The 16,589-nt window shown below is 73.0% G+C and carries 18 protein-coding genes; 3 read left to right on the top strand and 15 right to left on the bottom strand.

Annotated elements, in window-relative coordinates:
- The first annotated feature begins 38 nt into the window (after window positions 1-38).
- A complete protein-coding gene (locus tag LUW87_RS01395) occupies window positions 39-431 on the top strand; it encodes a hypothetical protein (protein ID WP_232669287.1) in 393 nt (130 codons plus the stop codon).
- Between the two features lie 13 nt (window positions 432-444).
- Here LUW87_RS01395 and LUW87_RS01390 read toward each other — a convergent pair whose 3' ends face one another.
- The 4 genes from LUW87_RS01390 to LUW87_RS01375 all read right to left on the bottom strand — a co-directional run bounded on the left by LUW87_RS01390 (window position 445) and on the right by LUW87_RS01375 (window position 3,412).
- Entirely contained in the window at window positions 445-1,200 is a 756-nt protein-coding gene (locus LUW87_RS01390) for a YwiC-like family protein (protein ID WP_232669286.1), read from the bottom strand.
- A 159-nt stretch (window positions 1,201-1,359) separates the two neighbouring features.
- Window positions 1,360-1,866, bottom strand: coding sequence for a bacterial proteasome activator family protein (locus LUW87_RS01385; protein WP_232669285.1), 507 nt, complete (start codon window positions 1,864-1,866; stop codon window positions 1,360-1,362).
- A 68-nt stretch (window positions 1,867-1,934) separates the two neighbouring features.
- Window positions 1,935-2,309, bottom strand: coding sequence for a DUF2203 domain-containing protein (locus LUW87_RS01380; protein ID WP_232669284.1), 375 nt, complete (start codon window positions 2,307-2,309; stop codon window positions 1,935-1,937).
- Entirely contained in the window at window positions 2,306-3,412 is a 1,107-nt protein-coding gene (locus LUW87_RS01375) for an alkaline phosphatase family protein (protein ID WP_232669283.1), read from the bottom strand. The genes LUW87_RS01380 and LUW87_RS01375 overlap by 4 nt, the downstream gene beginning before the upstream one ends.
- Before the next feature lie 158 nt (window positions 3,413-3,570).
- Between LUW87_RS01375 and LUW87_RS01370 the strand changes: the two genes are divergently transcribed.
- Window positions 3,571-4,062, top strand: coding sequence for an RrF2 family transcriptional regulator (locus LUW87_RS01370; protein ID WP_232669282.1), 492 nt, complete (start codon window positions 3,571-3,573; stop codon window positions 4,060-4,062).
- Between the two features lie 49 nt (window positions 4,063-4,111).
- Here LUW87_RS01370 and LUW87_RS01365 read toward each other — a convergent pair whose 3' ends face one another.
- Genes LUW87_RS01365 through LUW87_RS01355 form a run of 3 tightly spaced genes read right to left on the bottom strand, consistent with a single transcriptional unit; the run spans window position 4,112 to window position 6,305 of the window.
- On the bottom strand, window positions 4,112-5,032 hold the full coding sequence (locus LUW87_RS01365; protein WP_232669281.1) for an RluA family pseudouridine synthase: 921 nt from the start codon (window positions 5,030-5,032) through the stop codon (window positions 4,112-4,114).
- Window positions 5,033-5,034: 2 nt separating this feature from the next.
- Window positions 5,035-5,673 carry a signal peptidase II gene (lspA, locus tag LUW87_RS01360; RefSeq protein WP_232669280.1) on the bottom strand — a complete coding sequence of 213 codons (639 nt, stop codon included), beginning with the start codon at window positions 5,671-5,673 and terminating at the stop codon, window positions 5,035-5,037.
- An 11-nt stretch (window positions 5,674-5,684) separates the two neighbouring features.
- Window positions 5,685-6,305, bottom strand: coding sequence for a TraR/DksA family transcriptional regulator (locus tag LUW87_RS01355; RefSeq protein ID WP_232669279.1), 621 nt, complete (start codon window positions 6,303-6,305; stop codon window positions 5,685-5,687).
- A 251-nt stretch (window positions 6,306-6,556) separates the two neighbouring features.
- Here LUW87_RS01355 and ileS point away from each other — a divergent pair, with 251 nt between their 5' ends.
- A complete protein-coding gene (gene ileS, locus LUW87_RS01350; RefSeq protein WP_232669278.1) occupies window positions 6,557-9,646 on the top strand; it encodes an isoleucine--tRNA ligase in 3,090 nt (1,029 codons plus the stop codon).
- Between the two features lie 51 nt (window positions 9,647-9,697).
- Here ileS and LUW87_RS01345 read toward each other — a convergent pair whose 3' ends face one another.
- The 8 genes from LUW87_RS01345 to murB form a co-directional block, all read right to left on the bottom strand.
- Window positions 9,698-10,777, bottom strand: coding sequence for a DivIVA domain-containing protein (locus LUW87_RS01345; protein ID WP_232669277.1), 1,080 nt, complete (start codon window positions 10,775-10,777; stop codon window positions 9,698-9,700).
- Between the two features lie 74 nt (window positions 10,778-10,851).
- The gene (locus LUW87_RS01340; RefSeq protein WP_232669276.1) at window positions 10,852-11,109 is read right to left on the bottom strand and encodes a YggT family protein; all 258 of its coding nucleotides are present in this window, start codon (window positions 11,107-11,109) and stop codon (window positions 10,852-10,854) included.
- Window positions 11,110-11,118: 9 nt separating this feature from the next.
- Window positions 11,119-11,742, bottom strand: a complete 624-nt coding sequence (locus LUW87_RS01335) for a cell division protein SepF (RefSeq protein ID WP_232669275.1) — start codon at window positions 11,740-11,742, stop codon at window positions 11,119-11,121.
- Window positions 11,743-11,863: 121 nt separating this feature from the next.
- Window positions 11,864-12,604 carry a YggS family pyridoxal phosphate-dependent enzyme gene (locus tag LUW87_RS01330; protein WP_232669274.1) on the bottom strand — a complete coding sequence of 247 codons (741 nt, stop codon included), beginning with the start codon at window positions 12,602-12,604 and terminating at the stop codon, window positions 11,864-11,866.
- A complete protein-coding gene (locus LUW87_RS01325; protein ID WP_232669273.1) occupies window positions 12,601-13,422 on the bottom strand; it encodes a purine nucleoside phosphorylase YfiH/LACC1 family protein in 822 nt (273 codons plus the stop codon). The genes LUW87_RS01330 and LUW87_RS01325 overlap by 4 nt, the downstream gene beginning before the upstream one ends.
- Before the next feature lie 114 nt (window positions 13,423-13,536).
- Complete coding sequence (gene ftsZ / locus LUW87_RS01320; protein WP_232669272.1) at window positions 13,537-14,622, bottom strand: cell division protein FtsZ; 1,086 nt, start codon at window positions 14,620-14,622, stop codon at window positions 13,537-13,539.
- A 185-nt stretch (window positions 14,623-14,807) separates the two neighbouring features.
- On the bottom strand, window positions 14,808-15,614 hold the full coding sequence (locus tag LUW87_RS01315; protein WP_232669271.1) for a cell division protein FtsQ/DivIB: 807 nt from the start codon (window positions 15,612-15,614) through the stop codon (window positions 14,808-14,810).
- Complete coding sequence (gene murB / locus LUW87_RS01310) at window positions 15,611-16,582, bottom strand: UDP-N-acetylmuramate dehydrogenase (protein ID WP_232669270.1); 972 nt, start codon at window positions 16,580-16,582, stop codon at window positions 15,611-15,613. Before murB ends, LUW87_RS01315 begins: the two co-directional genes overlap by 4 nt.
- Window positions 16,583-16,589 lie beyond the last annotated feature (7 nt).

The following is a 16,589-nucleotide window of genomic DNA, read 5'->3' as shown; positions in this document are numbered from 1 at the left end:
ATGACCATCCCCTCCAGCCGATCCGGCCCGCCGCGCCGATGAGCTTCGGTGCCCGCAGCGGGCCGCCCGCGTCCGCCAAGCAGCTCGCCTACCTCGAGTCGCTGGTCGAGCAGGCCGGCTTCGCCAGCTTCCGGGAGGCCCGTCACCCCCTCGGCCTCACCCAGCGCCAAGCCGGCGGCAAGTTCTCCAAACAGGAGGCCTCGGCGCTGATCGATCAGCTCCTGAACGCCGACGCACCGACGGACGACACCGACGCGGGACCACCCGACCTGGCCCACCCCACGCTGTCGCCCGCCGCCGAGCGGCGGGCCCAGGCCGCGGCGGAGCGCCTCGATGCCGAGCGGGCCCTCACCCTGCGCGGCATGCCGGCCGAGCTGTTGGCCGCCGAGCTCGAACGACGGGGGTGGGAGGCCACCGCGCCGCCCGGCTGAACCGGCGGTGCGCTCACCCCAGCCAGACCCCGGCGGCGGTGAACCCCACCAGCACCAGCCCGGCGACCAGCTGGGCCACGCCCAACCGTGTGGCCGGCACCGGGGGCCGCCGCACCGCCACGGCCTCCGCCACCAGCAGCACCGCCACGACGACGACGCCCAACCACATCCTCCGGTCCACCACCACCGCGACCAGGGCCAGGACCGCGCCACCCAGTTGGGCCAGATCGCTGAGGCGGATCGCACCGGTTCCGTGGCGCAGTCGCTCGATCTGCACCCGCACGAACGGGATGGCGGCGACCGACCGAGCCGAGAGCACCAGCCACGTCCCGGCGGCGAGGGCCGTGGAGCCACCGCCGGCCACCACGATCGCCGGGGCGACGGCGGCGATGCCCAGCGCCCCGGCCAGCTCGGGCAGCAGACGACGGGAGCGGCTGCGCATGTCGAACCAGAGCTCGAGCGCCACCAGCGGCGCCGCCAGGGCCGCCGGCACCAACCACGACCACCCGGCCGCCACCAACCCCACGGTGGCCAGCACGGCGAGCAGCGCCACCTCGGCGAGCAGGATGCGCAAGGCCAGCGAGCTGCGGGGCAACCACCGCCGACGGTGACGGTCGACGAGGACGACCTTGAGCGGGGTCCGGGCCAGGAAGGCCACGAAGGCGCCCAGACCGAGCGCCAGCCCGGCCAGGGACGGACGGACCAACAGCCCGAGGAGGGCGGGTTCGAGGGTCAGTCCCCACCCGCCGTGCTCGGACGGGAGGGCCACGGCCCTCCACGCCCGGCGGGGGGCGTGAGTGACCGGTGGGCCCGTCGTCTCCGATCCCATAGCGCAACACTGCAGGATGGCGGAGGGGATGGGGAAGGGACCTTGGGCCCGATCCCACGTCGCTGCAGAGGTCTCGTGTCGCCCCGAGACCCTGCGTCGCTACAGGTAGGTGCCGGGGCGCTCCTCGGGCGGACCCGGACGAGCACCCGGAGGTAGCTGGCCCCGCATGTTCTCCAGCTGCTGGCGGGCCGCCATCTGCTGAGCGAACAACGTGGCCTGGATGCCGTGGAAGAGACCCTCGAGCCACCCCACCAGCTGGGCCTGGGCCACGCGCAGCTCGACCTCGCTCGGGGTGCCCTCCTCGGCGAAGGGGAACGCGAGGCGCTCGAGCTCTTCCTGCAGATCAGGCGAGAGCGCAGAACCGAGCTCGGTGATCGAGGTGTCGTAGATGGCCCGGAGCCGTTGGCGGGACGGCTCGTCGAGCGACGTCGAGCGCACCTCGTCGAGGAGCTGCTTGATCATGGAGCCGACCCGCATGACCTTGGCCGGTTCGGACACGAACTCCTTGTTCTCGTCCACTTCCGTGTCGGCGGGCGCGGGCTCGTCTCCGTCCCGGTTCCCGCCAGGGGTGATGAGCTCTCCTCGTTCGACCGGTGCATCCGTCATGAGGGCATCCTTTCCCACTGGTCCGCCGCCCCACAACCACCCGGCCGATCCGGCGGCGATCGGCGGGCTCAGCCCAGGTCGCTGAGCGGGCGCCGCCCGGCGAAGCCGTGGTCGAGCTCGTGGTACCACGACAGCCGACGGTCGCCCTCCAACCAGCAGAAGAGCACCTGGCGGCCGTCGACCTCGACGGGGATGTCGACCAGCAACGGCGCCCACCCCTTCAACTGCACGCCGAGGCCCACCACCTCGTCGAGGAGCTCCGACAGCCGGGCCTCGAGCGCCTTGACGTCGGCGATGGGGGCGGGGGGTCGATCACGGGCCGCGGCGGTGAGCTCGGCTCGCACCCGCACGGCGTCGTCGGTGAGCACCAGCAGGTCGGCGACGAGCGCGTGGGCCTGGTCCGGGGTGCGGACGGGCTGACCGTCGGCGTCGGCCGAGCTCAACGGGCGACGCCGACGAGCAGCGGCACCAGCATCTCGCCCCGGGTCAGCGAACCGTGGCGACCGATCAACTCGTAGGGACCCGAATCGTCGGGGTCCACGAAGCTCACCGGCTCGCGGGCGACGAGGGCCACGTCGCCGAGCCGGGCGCGGGCCGCGTCGGAGACGACCGGTCCCAGCCATCCGTCGTCGACCACGGTGTCCACGCTCACCACCCACGCCACCCCACCGTGGTGCTCGGTGGCGGCCTCGAGCAGCTGTCGGGCGTGCCCCGGGCGGGCGTGCAGCCACCGGAACCGACCCTCACCGGACTGGCTGCGCACGTGGCTCATGACCTCCGGGGCGGGCACGACGAGGTTGTCGCCCACCTCGACGTGGCCGTGGTCGGCGGTGACCACCAGGGCGGCACCAGGGGGCAGCGCCTCGAGCAGGTCGGCGACCAGCCGGTCGCAGGCCACCAGCTCGGCGTCGTAGTGCGCCCCGAGGCCGTACTCGTGAGCCACCTTGTCGATGCCCTCGTAGTAGGCGTAGACGAAGGGCTCACCGGCATCGAGCAGCTGGCCGACCTCGGTGACCAGGGTCGAGCTCATCCGCCATCCCGAGATGCGGGTGCGGTCGAGGTGGGCGGCGGTGAACCCGGAGGTGCGGAACTCGGCCTTGGTGACCACCGGCGGCCGGTGCCCCTCGAACGCCTCGTGGAACTGGATCTTCTCGGGAGGGATGGTGGCGCGGGCGTCGCGTCCCGAGGCCTGCCAGCGCAGGACGTTGAGGACCTCGCCGTCGACGTCGATGCGGTAGCCGACGACGCCGTGCTCGCCCGGAGCCAGCCCCGTGGTGATCGAGGTGAGGGCGGTGGCGGTGGTGGACGGGGCCACGGTGGTGATGGGACCCCCGGCCAGAGCGCACAGCGTGGGGGCCAGCGATGCCCGCTGCTGGAGCTGGTCCCAACCGAGGCCGTCGAGCACGAGCAAGACGACCTGCTCGGCGTCGGCGGCGCCTTCGGGGAACCAGGTCGGCCACACGGCCGGTGGGTCGAGCAACGCCGGAACGACGTTGGTGATGCAGGCTCCCTCGTAGTCGGGGAGCACGGGTTGGGCGTCGGCCACTGGCAGATCCTCCGGGCGTCAGGCCCCACGGTAGCGCCAGCAGAGAGCCCCGCGACCACATGGGGGCCGCCCGGGAGGTGTCGTCGGACACGGGCCGTGGCGACCCGGCAACGGGCGTTGGCGACGATCCTGCAGATGCGGGCCCTACGATGCCGGACGTGAAGGTGTCGACCAGAGGCGACTACGCCAGTCGGGCCCTGCTGTCGTTGGCGTTGCACGCCGACTCCACAGGACCGACGTCCGTGCGCGACATCGCCGAGCGCACCGCGCTCCCCCAGCCCTACCTCGAACAGATCCTGCTGGCCCTCAAGGGCGCCGGGCTGGTGCGCTCCAAGCGCGGCGTCGGGGGCGGCTACGTGCTGGCCCGCCCGCCGGACCAGATCAGCCTCTCCGACATCGTCAGCGCGGTCGACGGTCCGATCGTGGCCGGCGACTTCGGCGAACCCCACACCGACGGAGCCTGCGACCACGAGGGCCAGTGCGTGCTGCTGGCCGTGTGGGCCGACGTCGGCGAGCACATGCGGCGCTACCTCGAGGCGGCCACCCTCGCCGACATCGTCCGCATGGCTCGCGGCGAAGCGGCGTGGCCGGGCGAGACCACGTCGAGCCCCGCGATCACCCCGACCTGGGCGGGCACCACCGCCGACTGACCTCGACCCGATCGAACGGCACCCGAGCGGCCTTCGCCGCCGGTGCGCCTCAGCGCAGGCCGTCGATCACCGCCGCCAGGTCGGCCGGGAGGGGCGACTCGAAGCGGAGCTCCTGGTCGCGGTGCACCGGGTGGCGCAGCTCGAGCGACGCCGCGTGCAGGACCATCCGCGGTGCCGCCAGCGCGGCGCGGGCGCCGCGGTAGCGGGCGTCTCCCACGACCGGGTGACCGATCGCCGCCAGGTGGACGCGGATCTGATGGGTGCGCCCCGTCTCCAGCCGGCATTCGAGGAGGGCCACCTCGACCGGCTCGTCGAACGTCTGGCGGACCTCGTAGCGGGTGCGGGCCTCCTTGCCCCGAGCGCTCACCGCCATCTTGGTGGGCTCGCGGGCGGACCGGCCGATGGGGGCGTCGATGAGGCCGCTGGCGGCCTCCGGGTGGCCCCAGACCAACGTGAGGTAGCGGCGCTGCACCTCACGCGCCGCCATCATGGCGGTGAGGGCCTCGTGGGCGGCCGGCGTGCGAGCGACGAGCAACAGCCCCGACGTGTCCTTGTCGAGGCGGTGGACGATGCCCGGCCGGAGCGGGTCGCCCACGTCGCGCAGCTCGGGGAAGCGAGCCAGCAGGCCCTGCACCAGGGTCCCGGTGTCGTTGCCGGCACCGGGGTGCACCACCAGCCCGGCCGGCTTGTCCACCACGATGAGGTCGTCGTCGACGTGGACCACCGACACCTCGATACCCGGCTCGGGCTCGAGGGACGGCGGAGGGGCATCGAGGTCCACGTCGACGGCCACCATGTCACCTTCAGCCACCCGCGTGGAGCGGACGGCCACGACCTCGTCGTTGCGGGCGACGAGCCCCTCGGACAACCACTTCGAGACCTCCGATCGGGAGGCGCCCGTCATCATGGCCACGACGCGATCGATGCGCTCACCGTCGAGTGCGGCGGGGACCTCCTCCTCGACGGCCACGGTCAGGGCTCGTCTCGTCGGGGGTCGCCGGGTGTCCGGTCGCCGGGTGTCCGGTCGCCGGCGCCGTCGGGCTGTTCGCCGGCGCTCGGGTCGGGCCCGTCCGGCTCGATCGGTGCGTCGGGTTCGTCCGACTCCTCCGGGACCCGGAGGGTGGACCACACCAGGAGGATGCCTCCCACGACGATGCCGACGTCGGCCACGTTGAAGATCGGCCACCACTGCAGGTCGACGAAGTCGACGACGTCGCCGCTCATGAAGCCGTCGTCGCCCCGGAAGGCCCGATCGACGATGTTGCCGATCGCGCCGCCCACGATCATCCCCAGCGCGACGGCGCCGAGGCGGGTGCCCACGCTGCGACCCTGCCACAGCAGGATGGCGACCACCACGAGGGCCACCACGGAGATCCAGGCGCCGTACCCACTGCCGAGGCCGAACGAGGCGCCGGTGTTGTAGGCCAGGTTGAAGCGCAGGCTCCCGACCAGATCGATGTTGCGGGTGAGCAGCGCGGACTCGGCCCACGACTTGGTGAGCTGGTCGGCGAGCAGCCAGCCGATGGCGACAGTGGCGAAGAGGACCCGATGGGTGCCGGCCGAGCCGAGTCCGCCGCCACCCCGTGCTCCTGAGGTGCGAGGCGAGGTCATGGGTGCTCGGACTAGCGGCGTCCGAAGCCCCCGACCTTGTGCTCCACCCGCTCACGAGCCCACGGGATGGCCTTCAGGCGTTCCTTGGGGATCGGGGTGTTCGAGATCTCGCAGATCCCGTAGGTGCCCTTGTCGAACTTGGCCATGGCGTGGTCGATCTCCTCGACCTGGTGGCGGAACTGCGCCGACAGGGCCAGGTCGCGTTCGCGCTCGACTGCGAGCGTGTCGCCTTCGCCGGACTCCTCGTCGAACTGGACGTCGCCCGGCTCGCGCAGCTCGGCCAGGGAGTTGGCCTCGGCGGTGAGGCTGTCGGCGTCGTGGACCAGACGACGGCGCTCCTCGATCAGCAGCGCCTTCTGGGACTCGAGGAACTTGTCGTCGAACGGGCTCTCGACCTTGGCCGGGGCCTTCTTGGCGGAGGCCTTCTTCGCCGGGGCCGCCTTCTTGGCCGGCGCCTTCTTGGGCGTCGCCTTCTCGGCCGGGGCCTTCTTGGCGGAGGCCTTCTTCGCCGGGGCTGCCTTCTTGGCCGGCGCCTTCTTCGCCGATGACGACGACGGAGCCTTCTTGGGCGCCGCCTTCTTGGCGGGGGCCTTCTTAGCGGAGGCCTTCTTGGCCGGAGGCTTGCTGTTCACGCGAGTGGATGACCTTCTCGGTTGGGTGGCAGAGCGGTACGGGACGGCTCCACCGACTGCGAACGTCGTTGACAGGGTGACGGGGCCGTCGCCGGGACCGACGCCACCCGGCGGCGACCCGAGGGCCACGTTGGGTGCTTCTCGGCCTCGGTGAGCTCCCCCACCCCGCCACAAAGGTGCCGGATCATACGTCCGGAGACTCCCCGGGTCAACGTGCCGAGGGGTTGGCCGCCGCCACGTAGCCTGGCGGGATGGCTTTCGGCCCCGTCGATCCCGAGTTCGATCTCCCCTCGCTCGAGCAGCGCGTGCTCGAGCGCTGGCGTGCCGCCGACGTCCCCGGCGCCGCTCGCCAGCTCCGCAAGGGCAACGAGCCCTGGGTGTTCTACGAGGGCCCGCCGACCGCCAACGGCCGACCCGGCCTGCACCACGTGTGGGCGCGTGCCTTCAAGGACCTCTACCCCCGCTTCCAGACCATGCGGGGTCGCGACGTGCCTCGCAAGGGCGGATGGGACTGCCACGGCCTGCCGGTGGAGCTCGAGGTCGAAAAAGAGCTCGGCCTCTCGACCAAGGACGAGATCGAGTCGTTCGGCATCGCCGAGTTCAACCGCCGCTGCCGCGAGTCGGTGCAGCGCTACGTGGCCGACTGGGAGGCCCTCACCGACCGGGCCGGCGTCTGGATCGACACGGCCGACGCCTACTGGACCCTCGACAACGACTACATCGAGTCGGTGTGGTGGTTGGTGCGCCAGCTCTGGGACAAGAGCCTGCTCTACGAGGGCCACAAGGTGTCGCCGTACTGCGGGCGCTGCGGCACCGCCCTCTCGAGCCACGAGCTCGGTCAGCCCGATGTGTACCGCGACGTGGTCGACCCGTCGGTGTACGTGCGCTTCCCCCTCGTCGACGACGACGCCGACCTCATGGTGTGGACCACCACCCCCTGGACGCTCGTCTCCAACACCGGCGCGGCGGTGGGTCCCGACATCGACTACGTGCGGGTCCGCGACACCGGTGGTGGCCGTGACCTGGTCATGGCCGCGGCCCGGGCGCCCGAGGACGCCGAGGTGGTGGCCCGCATGTCCGGCACCGATCTCGTCGGGCAGCGCTACCAGCGGCCCTTCGACCTCCTCGAGCCCCCACCCGGCGCCGACGGCTGGCGCGTCGTCCCCGGCGACTTCGTCTCGACCGACGACGGCTCGGGCATCGTGCACCTGGCGCCTGCGTTCGGCGAGGACGACGCCCAGGTGGGGCGGGCCGAGGGCCTCCCCGTGCTCAACCCGGTCGATGCCTCCGCCGCCTTCGACACCTCGGTCGCCCCCTGGGCCGGCCGCTTCGTCAAGGACGCCGACGACGACATCATCGCCGACCTCGCCGAGCGGGGGCTGCTGGTGCGTCGCCAGGACTACGAGCACAGCTACCCCCACTGCTGGCGCTGCAGCACCCCGCTCATCTACTGGGCCAAGACCTCGTGGTTCGTGCGCACCTCCGAGCAGCGCGACACGCTGATGCGCGAGAACGAGGCCATCACGTGGCACCCGGAGTTCATCAAGCACGGACGCTTCGGCAAGTGGCTCGAGGGCAACGTCGACTGGGCGCTCTCGCGCGATCGGTACTGGGGGACCCCCCTGCCGATCTGGCGGTGCGACACCTGCGGCCACGACCACTGCATCGGGTCGGTGGCCGAGCTCTCCGAACGCCAGGGCCGGGCTCTGGACGAGCTCGACCTGCACCGCCCCTCGATCGACGACGTGACCTTCCCCTGCACCGAACAGGGGTGCGCCGGCGCCATGAGCCGGGTCACCCCGGTGCTCGACGCCTGGTTCGACTCGGGCTCCATGCCCGCGGCCCAGCACCACCACCCCTTCGCCGACGACGGCGGCTTCGACCGGGCCTTCCCCGCCGACTTCATCTGCGAGGCCATCGACCAGACGCGCGGTTGGTTCTACTCGTTGCTCGCCGTCAACGGTCTGGTGTTCGACACCACGCCGTACCGCAACGTCGTGTGCCTGGCCCTCATCGTCGACGAGCACGGCCAGAAGATGTCGAAGTCGCGGGGCAACGTCATCAGCCCGTTCGAGATCTTCGACACGCTCGGCGCCGACGCCCTGCGCTGGTACTTCTTCTCCGCCGGCCAGCCCTGGACCCCTCGACGGGTCTTCCCCGACGGCATCCGGGAAGCCACCCGACAGACCCTGCTCACGCTGTGGAACGTCTGGTCGTTCTTCGCCACCTACGCCGACCTCGACGGGTGGTCCCCGCCGACCGACGACACGACCCCGACCGCCGACCACGTCCTCGACCGCTGGATCCTCTCCGAGCTCGACGGCACCGTCGCGACCGTCACCGAGGCCCTCGACGGCTTCGACGCCTTCGCCGCAGCCGGTCGCCTCACCGCCTTCGTCGACGACCTCTCCAACTGGTACCTGCGCCGCTCACGGCCGCGCTTCTGGAAGGCCAGCGACCCGGTCGCCCACGCCACCCTCCACGAGTGCCTGGTCACCGTGAGCCAGCTCATGGCACCGTTCACCCCGTTCCTCGCCGACGAGCTCTACACCGCCCTCACCGGTGCCCCCTCGGTGCACCTGTCGGACTGGCCGGCGGACAAGGGCCGCCGCGACGACGCCCTCGCCGAACGCATGGCGGCGGCGAGGCGCCTGGTGACCCTGGGCCGGGCCGCCCGCACCGACGCCGAGGTGAAGGGCCGCCAGCCCCTCTCGCGGGCGATGCTGCTGCACCCCGGCGTCGAGCTCGACGACGACGTCGAGGCCGAGATCCGCAGCGAGCTCAACGTCAAGGCCCTCGAGCGCATCGACACCCTGTCCGGGCTCATGAGCTGGACGGTCGTGCCCAACTTCCGCACCCTCGGGCCCCGCCTGGGACCTCGGGTCAACGACGTGAAGGCGGCGCTGGCCGCGGCCGACGGCTCGCAGCTGCGCACGGCGCTCGACCGCGACGGATGGATCGAGATCGCCGGCGAGCGCCTCGAGGCCGGCGACGTCGAGGTCCGCGCCGAACGTCACGCCACGCTCGCCCTCGTCGAGGACGACGGCTGGGCTGCGGCGCTCGACCTCGAGATCGACGACGACCTCCGGGCCGAGGGCACCGCCCGAGAGCTGGTGCGTGCCCTCAACAACGCCCGCAAGGCCGCCGGGCTCGCCATCGCCGACCGGGTACGGGTGACCCTCGACGCCGATCCGGCGCTCCAGGCCGTGATCGACCGCCACCGCGACGAGATCCGAGCCGAGGTGCTGGCGGTCGCCCTCGACGTGGGCGCCGCCGACCGGACCACGGTCGAGATCGACGGTCGCCCCATCGGCGTGTCACTCGAGCGCGTCGACGCCTGAGTACCCGGCCCCACCGTGCGGCCCTACCGCGACGGTGGTCGCCGCTCCCGGTCAGCGACCGGGATCGTCGTCGAACTCGGCCTCGAAGAACGCCCGCATGGCGGCATCGGCCTCGTCGTCGGGAGGACCGAGCGGGGAGTCCTCCTCGCCCTCCTCGCGCCCGGAGGCACCGAAGAGGCTGCCGGGCCCGGTGGCGGGGACCGCCGCGGTGGCCTCGTCGTCGAAGACGACCGTCGCCGGCACCTGGTCGGTGGCGGGACCGCCAGCACCACCGGCCTCTGACGCGTCGCGGTCGGCGACTGCCACCGGAGCCCAAGGCTCGGGCTCGGACTCGCCCGCCGTCTCGGGCTCGGGCTCGGGCTCGGGCTCGGGCTCGGGCGCCGCGTCGTGGACCGGTTCCGGCGTGTCGTCCTCGATCAGCACGTCGCTGGCCGTCGCCCCGCTGAGGCCGGGAGCGAAGCCCACCCGGAACGCCGAGGGGTCGTCGAGGACGCTCTGGAGGCGGGCCACCGCACCCTGGATGGCGTCGCGCTGCTCCCCCGCGTGCTGTTCGAGGGTGGCCAGATCGGCGGTGACCGCGTCGCGCACCGATTCGAGGCCCCGGACCTCCTCGGCGAGGGTCTCGCGGCGTCGCGTCACGAGGGACTCGGCTTCAGCCCGGGCCTGGGCCAGGAGGCGGTCGGCTTCCTGCTGGGCGTCGCTCATCGTGGCCGTGGCCTGAGAGCGGGCATCGGCCAACGTGCTGCGGGCGCTGGCGTTGGCCTCCTCGATGGCGGCGTCGGCCGTGCGCTGGGCCATCAGCAGCATCGTGGAGGCCTGCTCGACCTCCTCTTCCGGGTTCCGGGCGGGCATCGGAGCCGCCGCGGCCAGGCCCTCGCGGGTGGCGGCCAGCTCCGCTTCGAGCTCCTGGATGCGCTGGTGGAGCCCGTCGCGGGCCCGGGCGGCCTCGGTGGCGCGGACCTCGGCGGACTCGGCCTGGGCCGCGGCCTGACGGAGCTTGTCCTGCAGCTGGGCGACGGCCGCACTCACGCGCTCGAGGAAGTTGTCGACCTCGTCGGGGTCGTAGCCCTTGCGACTGACCGAGAACCGGACGTCGGTGAGCAGGTGCGGGGTGCCGGAGGTGCCTTCCATCCGGGCGATGGTACCGGCGCCTCGGCACCTCGGCGGTCATGCCGGCCCGATCGCACCACCCACACCGAAGTGCCCTAGAGACCGGCCAGGAAGCCGATCAGCAGCTGCAGCAGGATGAACACCACGATGGGCGACAGGTCGAGGGCCATGCCCCCGAGACGCACCGGCGGGAGGATGGCCCGGACGGGGGCGAGCACCGGTTCGGTGATGCGGAAGAGCACCCGCTGCACGCTGTCGAGCGCACCGCCGGTGGCAGGGAACCAGCTGAGGATGATGCGCGCCAGCAGGGCCAGCAGGAACAGCTGGAGCAGCGCGAGGAGGAGACCGATCACCGCCGGCGCCTAGGCGTCGGCCAGGGAGGGGTCACCCAGGCGACGGCGTTCCTCAGGGGCGACCTCCACCCCTGCCGGGGTCAGCAGGTACAGCTGGCCGACCACCTTCTCCATGTGCCCCCCCAGGCCGTAGCACAGGCCGCTGCAGAAATCGATCAGGCGCCGCGAGAGGTCGCGATCGGCATCGCCGAGGTCGAGGGCGACCGGTTGGGAGGCCTTGAAGCGGTCGGCCACCTCTTGGGCCTGGTTGAACGAGGACGGCGTGACGAGGTGCGGCTTGGCCTGCGGTGTGCGCGGCACGGCACGCACCCGGGGCTTGGGGTTGTCGTCGCCCGGGGCGGGCAGGGTGCGCACCGACGGCGGCTCACCGCCGTCGGGCGGGGGCGTGGAGAAGGGGTTGGGCGGGGGCGGGGCGGCGCTGGGTCCCGGGGTGGGACGGGGGCGACCGGCCGGGCGACCACCACCCTGGGCCGGGGCGGGACGCGACGCCGGGGCCTGCCGGGGAGGAGGGGCCTGACGAGGCGCTGGCTGCTCGCGAGCGACGGGCTCGTCGTACCCCGCGTCGTAGTCCTCGTACTCCTCGTCGGGGCCGAGCCCGAGGTAGGTCATGGCCTTGCGCCAACTGTTCGCCATGGAAGGTCCTCCGTGACCGCGCGGGGCCACCCGCTCGGCGTTCGATCGTGTCGGGAGAGGGTAGTGCGCCGGGACCCCATCCCACGCCTCGACCCCCCGAAGGACGCGACCCCGACCTCCGTCACCCTCCGTCAGAGGGTGAGGGCGCGCCTCCACTCGACGGTGAGGGCGGGTCGGCACGGGAGGGCCGGGGCCCGAACAACGCCGTGCCCACTCGCACCTCGGTCGCACCCTCGGCGACGGCCACCTCGAGATCCCCTGTCATGCCGATGGACCGCTCGACCAGGCCGAGCTCGTCGGCGAGGGCGACGAGCATCCGGAACCCGGGCCGGGCGGCCTCGGCCGGCCCGGCCGGCCCGACCCCCATGAGCCCCCGCACGGCGAGGCCGGCGTCTCGGGCCCGCGCCACCAGCCCCGGCACCTCGGCCGGAGCCGCCCCGCCCTTTTGAGGCTCGCCGGAGAGGTCGACCTGCACGTACACGACCGCGCCGGGGGCCCGCTTGGCGATCTCGTCGACCAACGGGCCGCGGTCCACGCTCTCCCAGACCCCCACGTGCGGGGCCAGCAGGCGGACCTTGTTGCGCTGCAGGCGGCCGAGGAAGTGCCAGCGGGGCATCGGGTCGCGATCGGTCCCGAGGGCCTCCACCTTGGCCACCAGCTCCTGGGCGTAGTTCTCGCCGACGGCGGTCAGGCCCAGCTCCAGCGCGGCCTCGACGGCGTCGGGCCCGAACCCCTTGGTGACGGCCAAGACCCGGATGCCGTCGTCGCCACCGGCGCCGGCGATGCGACGCCGCACATCGGCCAGGCGGGCGGCGACGGCGTGGCGGTCGACGGGGGCAGGGCCGTCGACGGGGCCGGTCACGCGGGACCCCCGAGGGACGGCCGCTCGAGCCACACCAGCATCGCCTGGCGTCCCGCGTCGGCTCGAGCACGGTGGGAGAACAGCTGCGCTCCTCCGCTCCCCCACCCGCCGCGGTCCGGGGCATCGGTGGTGGTGCCGCACGCCGTGCACCGCACCGACCGCGTGACCAGCTCGGCGCCGGCCTCTTCGAGGGCGCGGCGCACGCCGAGGCGCAGGTCGAGGGCAGGACGACCCTGCCGGGTGCGCCCGGCCACCGTGGGCCCGAACCGGGCCACCAGGGCGTCGAGCTCGGGGCCGTCGAACTCGTAGCACTCCGGGCCGATGCACGGGCCCAGGTGGGCCTGCACCCGGTCGACACCGAGCCGGCGCAGCGCCGCCACCCCGGCGCCGACCACCCCGGCCTGCAGCCCCCGCCAGCCGGCGTGCACGACGCCGATGGCGGCACCGTCGGCCAGGTCGGGACGGTCCACCACGGTGGACGCGGGGCCAGCCCCGGCTGCCCCCACCAGGGCGATGGCGGCGCAGTCGGCGGAGTTGGCGGCCAGGACGACGTCGGTGCGGCGGGTGACGACGGCATCGGCGTCGACCCCGGCCACGGCCTCCGCCGGGTCGTCGTCGCCCAGCACCACCACGTCGGAGCCGTGCACCTGGCGCATCCACACCCAAGGGCGATCGAGGATCTGGCGGCGGCGGGCCTGCAACGGACCGGGCTCGCCCTCGACGTGCAGGTCCCCGTCGCGGACGTCGGTGGTGCGAACCAGCGCGATGAGGTCGGGACCCATCATCGACGGCACACCCCGACCCCTGGGAGGGGCCATGCCCTCCACCGCGACACGGTCGGCACCCGCGGGGGGCGCGCCCGGTGCCGGGCGCGAGCGAGCCCCCGGGGCGGAGACCGGGGGCTCGTCGTCGGGCACGGGGGAGGGTGCGTCCTACTGCAGGAACGACGGGACGTCGAAGTCGTCGTCGTCGCCGTCGATGTCGTCGTCGTCATCGTCGGAGGCGAAGACGTCGCGCACGGGTGCATCGCCGCCGCCGGCGCCACGGATGGCACCCTTCTTCTCGCCGTCCCAGCGGTCGAAGCCGGCGGCGATGACGGTGACGCGGACCTCGTCGCCCATCTCGTCGTCGATGACCGTACCGAAGATGATGTTGGCGTCGGGGTGGGCCACGCCGTGGATGACCTCGGCGGCCTCGTTGACCTCGAACAGGCCCAGGTCGCTGCCACCGGCGATGGTGAGCAGGATGCCGCGGGCGCCCTCGATGGAGGCCTCGAGCAACGGCGAGGAGATGGCGGCGCGGGCGGCCGAGAGGGCCCGCCCCTCACCAGAGCCGTAGCCGATGCCCATGAGAGCCGAACCGGCATCGCTCATGATCATCTTCACGTCGGCGAAGTCGGTGTTGATCAGGCCCGGGGTGGTGATGAGGTCGGTGATCCCCTGCACGCCCTGCAGGAGCACCTCGTCGGCCATCTTGAAGGCGTTCAGCACCGACGTCTTGTCGTTGGAGACGGTGAGCAGGCGATCGTTCGGGATGACGATCAGCGTGTCGACCTTCTCCTTCAGGATCTTGATGCCCGACTCGGCCTGCACCGCCCGCCGCTTGCCCTCGAAGCCGAAGGGCCGGGTGACGACGCCGATGGTGAGGGCACCGAGGCCCTTGGCGATCTCGGCGATGACCGGAGCCGCACCGGTGCCGGTGCCGCCGCCCTTGCCCGCGGTGATGAACACCATGTCGGCGCCCTTGAGCACCTCCTCGAGCTCGTCCTTGTGGGCCTCGGCGGCGGCCTTGCCGACCTCGGGGTCGCTGCCCGCGCCGAGGCCCCGGGTGAGCTCACGGCCGATGTCGAGCTTGATGTCGGCATCGCTCATGAGCAGCGCCTGGGCGTCGGTGTTCACCGCGATGAACTCCACGCCCTTCAGTCCGGCGTCGATCATGCGGTTGACGGCGTTGACGCCACCGCCGCCGACACCGACGACCTTGATGACCGCAAGGTAGTTCTGCGGGTTGGCGGCCATGGGCCTCTCCTCTTACGAGATGGTTGGACGTACGGGGCGAACTGGTGGAGACGACGGGAGCGGTAGCGGCGTCGACCGGGTGCTCAGCACCCGCCGCCCGTCGACCTCACGTCGATGGTGAGAGCTGGCCGAGGATACCCGACACCTGGCCGTCACCCGGGTATCTCCCGCTGGTGCGGCGGTGGTCATGGCGTGTGGCGCGTGGCCGTGGGCAGCTCGGGCACCCGCATGCTCACGGTGGCGAGATCGGTCTGGTCGACCTGGGACAGCCAGGTGACCAGCGAGGCCAGCTTGGTGTCGAGCTCGGTGGCCCGACCCAGCTCGACCACGATGTCGGGCACGAGCGCCAGCTCGAGCTCCCCTGAAGGGGTGATGCGAACGGCGGTGAGTCGCGAGCGCAGGCCCGGGGTGAGGTGCTCGACCACGCCGAGGGCGCCGTCGGCCGCCGGTCCGAGCGACTGGCCCGCGACGGGGGCGGTGACGCCCTCCACGGGGACCAACGGCGGGTCGTGCGCGGCGAGCTCCTCGGGGGCGACGACGGCGAGCACCCGACCGGTGCCGTCGACCAGCGCCGGGGCCCCCTCGGGCGTGGCGACGGTGACGGCTGCGGCCCGCTCGACGACGGCGAACCGCACGGTGCCGTCGACGTTGCGCCGCACCGTGGCCGAGGCCACCCAGGGCAGGGCCTCGATGCCCCTGATCGCGGCGCCCTCGTCGATCCAGAGCAGGGGATCGCCGGGGACGACACCCGATGCCCCGCGGATCTCGTCGGGAGTGGTCTGCGTCGCCCCGTCGACCCGGATCACCTCCACGTCGAGCAGCGAGCTGTGGGTGGCGTACCAGACCCCGGCGGCGGCGGTGGCCGCGACCAGGAACCAGGCCGTCCAACGCAGGCGACGCCGTCGGCGATCAGCGGCGACGGCGACACGGCGCGCCGCGATGCGCGGGTCGACGCCGTCGTCGACCGGACGGTCCAACGTCCGGGTGCTCAACCCTCGACCTCCTGTCGAGGGTTGTCGGGCGTGGCGCCGGCCGCGGCCACGACCTCCGGGGCGAACCCGACGAGGCGCGTCTCGGCGTGCAGGTCGACCCCGGTGTTGGCGCGCACGGCGGCTCGGACCGCCGCCATCAGCGCGGCCACGTCGGCGGCGGACCCGTCGTCGTCGACCTGGATGAAGTTGGCGTGCTTGGTGGAGACATGGGCGCGGCCGACCCGATGGCCCTTCAGCCCGGCGGCCTCGATGAGACGACCGGCGGAGTCGCCGGGCGGGTTGGTGAACACCGAACCGGCGTTGGCTCCGCCCGGCTGGTGGGCCCGCCGCCACCGCACGATGCCGGAGAGCTCGGCCTCGGCCCGTCGGGCCTCACCGGCGGCGAGCGCCAACTCGGCGGCCACGACCACCTGGGTGGCGGTGAGCGCCGAACACCGGTAGCCGAGGTCGAGCGCGGCAGCGGGCATCCACCCATCCTCGCCGGTGGCCAGGTCGAGGACGCGGACCCTGACGAGGCTGGCCGCCATGTCGGAGCCGTGTCCGCCGGCGTTCATGCGCACGGCCCCACCCACCGAACCGGGCACCCCCACCGCCCACTCGAAGCCCGTGAGCCCGGCGGCGGCGGTACGGCGGGCCACGACCGGCAGCGCGGCGCCACCGCCGGCGACGACCGTGGTGCCCTCGAGGATGACCTCGGCCAGGCTGTCGCCGAGGGTGACGGCGATGCCCGGGAAGCCGTCGTCGGCCACGAGGAGGTTGGACCCCCGCCCCACGACCAGCACCTGCACGCCGGTGGCCCGAACCACGTCGGCCACCCGGGCCAGCTCGGCCAGGCCGGCGTCGGCCACCAGCAGAGCCGCCGGTCCGCCCACCCGGTAGGTGGTGAGCGGACCGAGGGGGACGTCGGCCCGGGCGATGGGGCCCAGCTCCGCAGCCGCCCGTTCGAGCACCGCAGCGGGCTGGCTCACGACGACT

This window comes from Rhabdothermincola salaria (assembly GCF_021246445.1).
Classification (GTDB): Bacteria; Actinomycetota; Acidimicrobiia; order Acidimicrobiales; family Acidimicrobilacustridaceae; genus Rhabdothermincola_A; species Rhabdothermincola_A salaria.
This window is presented reverse-complemented; position numbering and strand designations above follow the sequence as displayed.